The sequence below is a fragment of the Rhabdothermincola sp. genome, from assembly GCF_036846205.1.
Taxonomy (GTDB): domain Bacteria; phylum Actinomycetota; class Acidimicrobiia; order Acidimicrobiales; family Acidimicrobilacustridaceae; genus Rhabdothermincola.
The window spans coordinates 1-7176 of the sequence record NZ_DAIUCK010000127.1 but is presented as its reverse complement, the minus strand read 5'-3'; the positions used below and the strand labels follow the sequence as shown (position 1 = coordinate 7176).

Below are 7176 nucleotides of genomic sequence, written 5' to 3'. Positions count from 1 at the left end.
GGGGCGGTGGCGCCTCGACCGACTCTGCCTGCGCGGCCAAGCGGTTCCCGCAGTACACGCAGAACTTCGACCCTTCCGGGCTCTCACCTCCGCAGGCGTCGCAGTGCATCTCCCCTCCTCGCCCCGGTGCTCCCGTCGTGAAACCGGGCCAAGCTACTTGTCGGCTCCGGCTCCCGCGACCTGAAGGGCACGGCCGAGAAGGGCGGCCTGGGCAGGAGGTAGCGGCAGCCCGGCGGCCTCGGCCAGCCCCCGGGCACTCATCTTGCGAGCGGTCTTGGCCAGCACCTCCACCGTGCGTTGCTCGCCCAGATCGGCGAGCAACGACCCCAGCTGGGTCTCCAGGAACGCCAGGCACAGCGCATCCTCGTGCGTCTGCACCGCCGGGTCGGTGGCCAGCCCCTCCTTGCGGATGATCCCCTGCACCCGTGCGATGGCCGCATCGTCGTAGCCGGCCGCGGCGAGGATCACCGCCACCTCCTCGGCTTGCCGGCGGGCCTGATCACGCCGCCAACGCAGGTAGCCGGCTCGCCCCGGCGGGTAGCTCTCGCGGGGCACCACCCAGCGGCGCAGGTGGTGCGCGCGTGCCGCCAGGAGTTGCACCTCGCTCGCGCCCGGATCGAGCCGACGCACCCATCTGGTCACCAGCTCGGCATGGACCAGCTCCTTCGGGCGCTGCTGGCCATCCAGTTCCAGGGTCTCGGGGTCGTCGGCGTTGGCCCGGTCGATGGCGGCGATCGCCGCGTCGAACCGCTGCCGGTCCCTCACCTCAGCCGCGCCGCTCGGGCGGCCGCAGATCGACGCGCAGCACCAGGAACCCGTCCTCGATGGCGCCCTCCGCGTCCCCGATGATGGCGAAATCCTGGTAGTCGGTCTGGGCCTGCTCGATGAACCGGGTGCGCTCCTCCCCCGCGATCGGCGGGAGCGGACGGTTCTTCACCGCGTGGGCACGGTCACGGAACCGCTGGATCATCGCCTGGACATCGAAGGTGTCGCCCATGCGGGCCACGCTAGCGTCAGCGGTCCCCCGACCGACCGGGCGAGACGCCGGGATCGGACGCAGGTCCGTCCGACCACAACTCGGTCGGATCGCCGAGCCCGGAGACCAGCGGGCGTTCGTCCTCCTGCGGGCCGAAGAGGTCCTCCAACGTGACGAGCTGAGGTGGATCCTGCACCTCCGCGGGCTGCACCGCCGGGTCGGTGGGCGGTGGGACCGGTTCGCCGGTCGCTGCCTCCGCTGGGGTCGAGCCCGCGGGCATCGAGCCCGCGGGGGCCGGGTCACCCGGCGCCGGATCACCCGACCCGCCGCTCTCCCCACTCGAGTCGGCACGATCCGGATCGACCGGGCCGATGATGCGCACGGCCGAGGTGGCGGCGCCGGGCACGGGTTCGACCGGCGGGCTGCCACCCACTACACCGGCATCCACGGCAGGGTTCACCGCCGTCGGCGCGTCGCTCACCGGAGGCCGGGTGGTCGCCAGCGCGGTGGCCGCGGCGGCGCCGTGATCCTTCACCTCCGAGAGAACGTCGAGCGCGTCGAGGTACGGCGCGGGGCGGGTGTGGCGCCAGTACAGCCAGGTGAGCACGCCGATGGCCGCCGCCACCACCAGCAACCCGACCACCACCAGCGTGAGCTTGGTGTCGGTGCTGAGGCCGCCAGTGCCTGACGACTCGGCAGGATCGGCGCGGGGCGCCACCGTGTCGTCAGGGATGAGGAACCGTTGCAGCGTCGTCGTCGACGTGGCGTCCTGCCCACCGGTGGTCGTGGTGGTGACCGCGGTCGTCGTCGTGGTGGACGACGCGGTGCTGCTCGGCGTCGAGCGCCTCGTGGTGGTGGTGCGGGGCCGGCTCGTGGTGGTGGTTGCAGGCTCCGTGGTCGAGGTCGTGACAGAGGTGGTGGGAGTGCTGGCCGTGGTCGCCGTGGACGAGGTGGTGGTCGAGTCGTCCTGTGCGGAGGCGCTCGGGAGCCCCCAGACCACCGCCAACACGACCAAGGGCACCGCCAGCAGCCCAGCTCGCAGCATTCGGGCCTCGGTTCGGTGTGTGCTCACGCGATGAACTCCGCTCGGCGACCGTGCTCCACCCGCTGCCTCGCTCACCCTACCCCGACCCGCTCGCCTCCCGGTCATCACCTACCGCTGGTGCACCGGACACGAGAACGTCGTGCGCCCCGCGACCACCCGACGCTGGAGGAAAGCCCCGTCCCTCGGGCAGCGACCCCCGACTCGCCGCTGCGCCTGGAGGTCACCGGTGTGGGATCCACCTCGGGCCATGAGCGTCTCCAGCGTGTCCCGCAGGTGACGATGGAGGCAGCGAAGCTCGGCGGCGGTCACGGTCGATGCCGGCCGGGCCGGGTCGAGTCCGGCGCGCCACAGGATCTCGTCCACCAGGAGGTTGCCGAGCCCGGCCAGGCGCCGCTGATCCAACAGTCTGGCCTTGAGGGACACCTGGCCGTCGAGCACCCGGCGCAGCTCGGCCATGGTCACGCACCAGGCGTCGACCCCCAGCCGGGTCTCGTCGGGATCGAGGCTGACCGCGCCGAGCCGCCGCTGGTCGTGCAACACCAACTCGCCCCCGTCGGCGAACTCCACGATCAGCCGTACCCAGCGCGGCTCCCGGCTTCGGGTCGCGTACAGCAGGTCCTCGACTCCCCGGGTGCCGTCAACGTCGAGCAACCCGGTCATCCCGAAGTGCAGGCCGAGCGTCGGCCCGCGATCGGTGTCGAGCAGCAGCAGCTTGCCGACGCGGCGGGCTTCCACGAATCGCCGCCCGCGGAGCGCCTGGCGCAGCGCGTCCTCCGTGAGCCCGCCCCGCAGCATGAGGGGGTCGACCCGGCGCACGTCGGCGATCGCCCGCTGGAGCGCGGCTGACGCCAACAGGCGGTACCGCTCGACCTCGAGGAGCTCGGGCACAACTCCGGTGTAGCCGCGTCGGTGAGGCGGCGGGTCACGCCACCGGGCCCGTCCCTCGCTCGGGCCGCCCGTCCGGGCCGCCCGTCCCTAGTAGCGACCGGCCACGGAACCCGAGTCGGCATGCACGAGGACCGGGACCTGCTCGAACCGGGGCTCGGGGTCCGACCGGCGCGGCGTCGCGGGGCTGGCCAGATCGCCGCTGCGGGAAGCCGGCCCGGCGACGCCGAGGTGCGCGACCCGCCGCCGTTGGCGGGTCGCCACCTCGGTCACCAGGAGCGCCGTGAGCGCCGCGGCGGTGGCGATGGAGAAGTGCGCCGCGGCGATCAGGCCCAGCGCCGCGCCACCCACCTCGGCGCCGCCCGCCGGGGAGGGCGACATCCAGTGCGCGGTGAGCAGCAGCACGCCGGAGGCCATCACCGAGATCCACCACAGGTGCACACGCATCGGCACCGTCCGCAGCCGCCACCCGGGAGACAGGACCGGCGCCGACGGATCGCTCGCCCGGTAGACGTCATCCACGAGCTCCTTGCCCCAGATGAGGTTCCCGAACGGCACGAACCACACCGTCCAAGCCCACCGGGTCGGGATCCGCAACCCCTTCACCGCCAGGAGCGGCAGGTTCCGGTACGCCCTGGTCGCCCAGACGATGAAGGCGAGCGCGCTGGCGACGATGAGCGCCGCCATCAGCCACTGGAGGCGACCGGTGAAGGTGGCTGCATCGGTCTGGTCCACCCGGAACGAGCTGAACCGGTCGCGGTGCTGGAGCAAACCGAGAACCGAGCTGATCGCCACGAGCAGGGCCACCACCACGGTGGCACCCGCGAGCGCCCGCACCTCGGCGGTGAGCAGCCGCAACGACCGGTACGGGGGACGGCCGTCCGGGCCGGGGGTGAGCCACACCCCACCGAAGCGGGCCAGCTCTGCCCGAGCTCGCACATCGTCGAGCGGCATCCCGCACGAACCGCAGAAGGGATGGGAGAGCCGCACCTCCGCCCAGCAGCGGGGGCAGTACGGCACGCCTGCGGGTGGTGTGCTGGGACGGGGCGGTGGTCCCGGGGGCTCCTGCGGTGCCGGCCCGAACTTCGGGTGGAACCGAGCCTGCCGGTTGGGTAGGCCGCAGGCTGGACAGAAGCGATCCGCCGCGGTGATCGTTGCGTGACAACCGTTACATCCCACCATGGCCTTGGTATCGACCAGGCAGGGCGGCGGCTGTAGGCAAATCTGGGCCGAACGGCCCAGTGTCATGATCCGTCCGGCCCAGACGCCGAGACGGGGTGGCGACGAGGCGACAGGAAGGACCGCATGAGCTCCTCGACAACCGACGTGGTGACGATCCGAGACGGCGAGGGGGTGCGCCTGCTCACCCTCAACCGCCCCGAGGCGCTCAACGCCTTCAACCAGGCATTGTGGCTCGCCTGCCGGGATGCGCTGGCGGGCGCGGCCGAAGACCCCGGGATCGGCTGCGTGGTGATCACCGGCGCGGGACGGGCGTTCACCGCCGGCCAGGACCTCACCGAGATGGCCGACCCCAGCGTGTTCGCAACCGGTGAGGAGCCGGGCTATCGCCAGCTCATGCCGGTGCTGGAGTCGTTCCCCAAGCCGCTGATCGCCGCGGTGAACGGCGTCGGCGTGGGCATCGGGCTGACCATGCTGCTGCACTGCGACCTGGTCCTGATGGCGCACGAGGCACGCCTGAAGGCCCCGTTCGTGAGCCTCGGGGTCACCACGGAAGCGTCGGCCAGCCTGCTGCTCCCTGCCGCCGTGGGCTGGCAGGAGGCCGCGCACCTGCTGTTCACCGAGCCGTGGATCGACGCGGACACCGCGGTGCGCATCGGCCTGGCGTGGCGGGCGGTGCCGAGCGCTGACCTGCTCGACGAGGCGATGACGCTGGCGCGGCGCATCGGCTCGATGCCGGTGCGTTCCCTGGTGGCCACCAAATCACTGATGCTGAGTGCCCGCCTCGACGCGGTGCGCGCCGCTCGCTCGCGCGAGGAAGCCGAGTTCGAACGCCTGGTCGGCTCGCCCGAGAACCAAGAGGCCCTGCGCGCCTTCTTCGGCTGAGCGGTCCTCCTCCACGCCCCCGTCACCCACCAACAAACCGACCAACCCCACTCAACCGGCATGTCAAACGCGTGCCAGAGCACGCGTGCGACATGCCAGTTCGAGCTCCCCTACGCAACTGGCATGTCAAACGCGTGCCAGAGCACGCGTTTGACATGCCAGTTCGAGAGCACCGACCGAACCAGCGACTCCCCTACGCAACCGGCAGGCAAACTGCGTGCCAGAGCACGCGTTTGACATGCCAGTTCGGAACGGCAAAGCGAACAGCCCGCAACCAGACAGGGGTCGATCAGGGGATGCGGTCGAGGGCCTGGAGGACGTCGGCCATCAGGTCGTCGGGATGCTCGAGGCCCACCGACACCCGGACGGTGCCCGGACCGATGCCGTTGGCCGCCAGCTCCTCGGGGGTGAGGCTCACGTGCGTGGTGGACGCGGGATGGGTCACGAGCGTCTCCGGCCCGCCGAGGGACGAGGCGAGCTGCGCGATCCGCACCGACTCCACGAAGGTCCGCCCCGCGTCCAGGCCACCCGCCAGGTCGAAGGTGAGCAGGCCACCAGCGAGGTTCATCTGGCGCTTGGCCAGGTGGCGCTGGGGATGCGAATCCAGCCCCGGGTAGCGCACCTCCGCCACGTGCGGGTGCTGCTCGAGCACCTCGGCCAACCGGTGCGCGGACTCCGTCTGCTGGCGGAGGCGCACGCCGAGGGTCCGCAGACCTCGCAGGGCGTTCATGGCGTCGAAGGGCGAGGCGTTCGCGCCCTGCAGCACGGCGAAGCTCCACAGCCAGTCGAGCAGCTCCCGGGCTCCAGCGACCACCCCGATGGTGGCGTCGTTGTGGCCGGCGATGGCCTTGGTCGCCGAGTGCACCACCAGGTCCACGCCGTGATCGAGCGGCCGCTGGCCGAGCGGGGTGGCGAAGGTCGAGTCGACGACTGTGATCGGCCCGGCGATGGCGCCCAGCTCGTCGAGGTCGGCGAGATCGAGCCTGGGATTCGCAGGTGTCTCGGCCAGGACGAGCACCGTCTCACCCGGCCGGACAGCCGCGGCGAACGCACCCGGCTCGGTGGCATCGACGAAGGTGACCTCGATGCCGAACCGCGGGCACACCGACTGCAGCAACAGCTGGGTACCGGCGTAGAGCTGGCGCTGGGCGACCACATGGTCGCCCGCCGAGCACAGCCCGAGCACCACTCCGCTCAGCGCGCCCATGCCGGAGGCGAACGCGCGGGCGGCCTCGGCCCCTTCGAGCTCGGCGATCGCGTCCTCGAAGCCCCGCACCGTGGGGTTGCCGTAGCGGCTGTAGAAGCGGTGCGAGCCGGCCATCGTCGCCAAGCGCCGGCCCTCCTCCACGGTCGGCGTCACGAACGTGGTGGTGGCCCAGAGGATCGGGGCGAGGGCGCGGTCGTTGTCGTCCCGCCCGGCGCGGATCGCCACCGTCTCCGGGCGAAGCGACGAGCGCCGCCCTTCCCCGCCCGGCTGGTCCGGCTGGCCTGGCTGGCCCGGTCGAGCCTCGTCGGGAGCGTCAGCCATGTCGTTTCTCCACGTCTTCGAGGAAGGCGACCAGTGCATCGCCCACCTGATCGGTCTCCAACAGGAACGCATCGTGGCCGTGATCGCTCGTGATCACCGCGTGCTCCACCGGGGTGCCGTTGGCGGCCAGCACGTCACGGATCTCCTCCTGCTGGTACGGGAAGTAGAGGGAATCGGAGTCGATGCTGACCGTGAGCGTCGGGGCCACGACCCGGCGGAGCGCCGCGCCGACCCCGCCGCGCCCTCGCCCGATGTCGTGCAGGTCCATCGCCTTGCAGATCACCAGGTACGAGTTGGCGTCGAAGCGGCGGGCCAACTTGGCGCCGTGGTAGTCGAGGTAGCCCTCGACGTCGAAGCGCTGCCACAGGGTGAAGGTGTCATCCATCGGGTCGAGCACGTTGCGCCCGAAGCGGTCGTCGAAGACCAGGTCGCTGCGGTAGGTGATCTGAGCCAGCTCCCGCGCGATGGCGAGCCCCTGGTGCGGACCGTCACCCGGCGCGGCGTCGTAGTAGTCACCGCCCCGCCATCGCGGGTCCAGGGCGATCGTGCTGCGCTGCACGCTGCTGAACGCGATCTGCTGAGCGGTGGCCGCCGCGCACGTGGCGATAGGCACCAGCGAGCGGACCCGGTCGGGGTACATCACCCCCCACTCGAGGACCTGCATCCCCCCCATGGATC

At 71.6% G+C, this 7176-nt stretch carries 9 protein-coding genes; 2 read left to right on the top strand and 7 right to left on the bottom strand.

The features are described from left to right. Positions 1-153: 153 nt before the first annotated feature. The 3 genes from V7004_RS14435 to V7004_RS14425 are packed head-to-tail and all read right to left on the bottom strand — an operon-like array spanning position 154 to position 1694. A complete protein-coding gene (locus tag V7004_RS14435; protein ID WP_334144855.1) occupies positions 154-765 on the bottom strand; it encodes a DUF4202 domain-containing protein in 612 nt (203 codons plus the stop codon). Between the two features lies 1 nt (position 766). After that, positions 767-997 (bottom strand): hypothetical protein, encoded by a 231-nt coding sequence (locus V7004_RS14430; RefSeq protein ID WP_334144853.1) that lies wholly within the window; start codon positions 995-997, stop codon positions 767-769. A 16-nt stretch (positions 998-1013) separates the two neighbouring features. Then, entirely contained in the window at positions 1014-1694 is a 681-nt protein-coding gene (locus V7004_RS14425; RefSeq protein ID WP_334144852.1) for a hypothetical protein, read from the bottom strand. Between the two features lie 13 nt (positions 1695-1707). Between V7004_RS14425 and V7004_RS14420 the strand changes: the two genes are divergently transcribed. Further along, positions 1708-2055: a hypothetical protein gene (locus tag V7004_RS14420; protein ID WP_334144851.1), complete on the top strand. Its 348-nt coding sequence runs from the start codon at positions 1708-1710 to the stop codon at positions 2053-2055. Between the two features lie 74 nt (positions 2056-2129). Here the strand turns inward: V7004_RS14420 and V7004_RS14415 are convergent, their stop codons facing one another. Together V7004_RS14415 and V7004_RS14410 are read right to left on the bottom strand one after the other, a co-directional pair. Then, positions 2130-2909 (bottom strand): DNA-formamidopyrimidine glycosylase family protein, encoded by a 780-nt coding sequence (locus V7004_RS14415; protein WP_334144849.1) that lies wholly within the window; start codon positions 2907-2909, stop codon positions 2130-2132. 87 nt (positions 2910-2996) lie between these two features. Then, entirely contained in the window at positions 2997-3860 is an 864-nt protein-coding gene (locus V7004_RS14410; protein ID WP_334144848.1) for a DUF4328 domain-containing protein, read from the bottom strand. 351 nt (positions 3861-4211) lie between these two features. Here V7004_RS14410 and V7004_RS14405 point away from each other — a divergent pair, with 351 nt between their 5' ends. Beyond that, positions 4212-4970, top strand: a complete 759-nt coding sequence (locus V7004_RS14405) for an enoyl-CoA hydratase/isomerase family protein (RefSeq protein WP_334144847.1) — start codon at positions 4212-4214, stop codon at positions 4968-4970. Positions 4971-5259: 289 nt separating this feature from the next. Here V7004_RS14405 and V7004_RS14400 read toward each other — a convergent pair whose 3' ends face one another. Beyond that, the gene (locus tag V7004_RS14400) at positions 5260-6498 is read right to left on the bottom strand and encodes a trans-sulfuration enzyme family protein (protein ID WP_334144845.1); all 1239 of its coding nucleotides are present in this window, start codon (positions 6496-6498) and stop codon (positions 5260-5262) included. Then, positions 6491-7176 (bottom strand): alpha/beta fold hydrolase (locus tag V7004_RS14395; protein ID WP_334144843.1); only part of this gene is annotated, 686 nt, incomplete at its 5' end. The genes V7004_RS14395 and V7004_RS14400, both read right to left, overlap by 8 nt.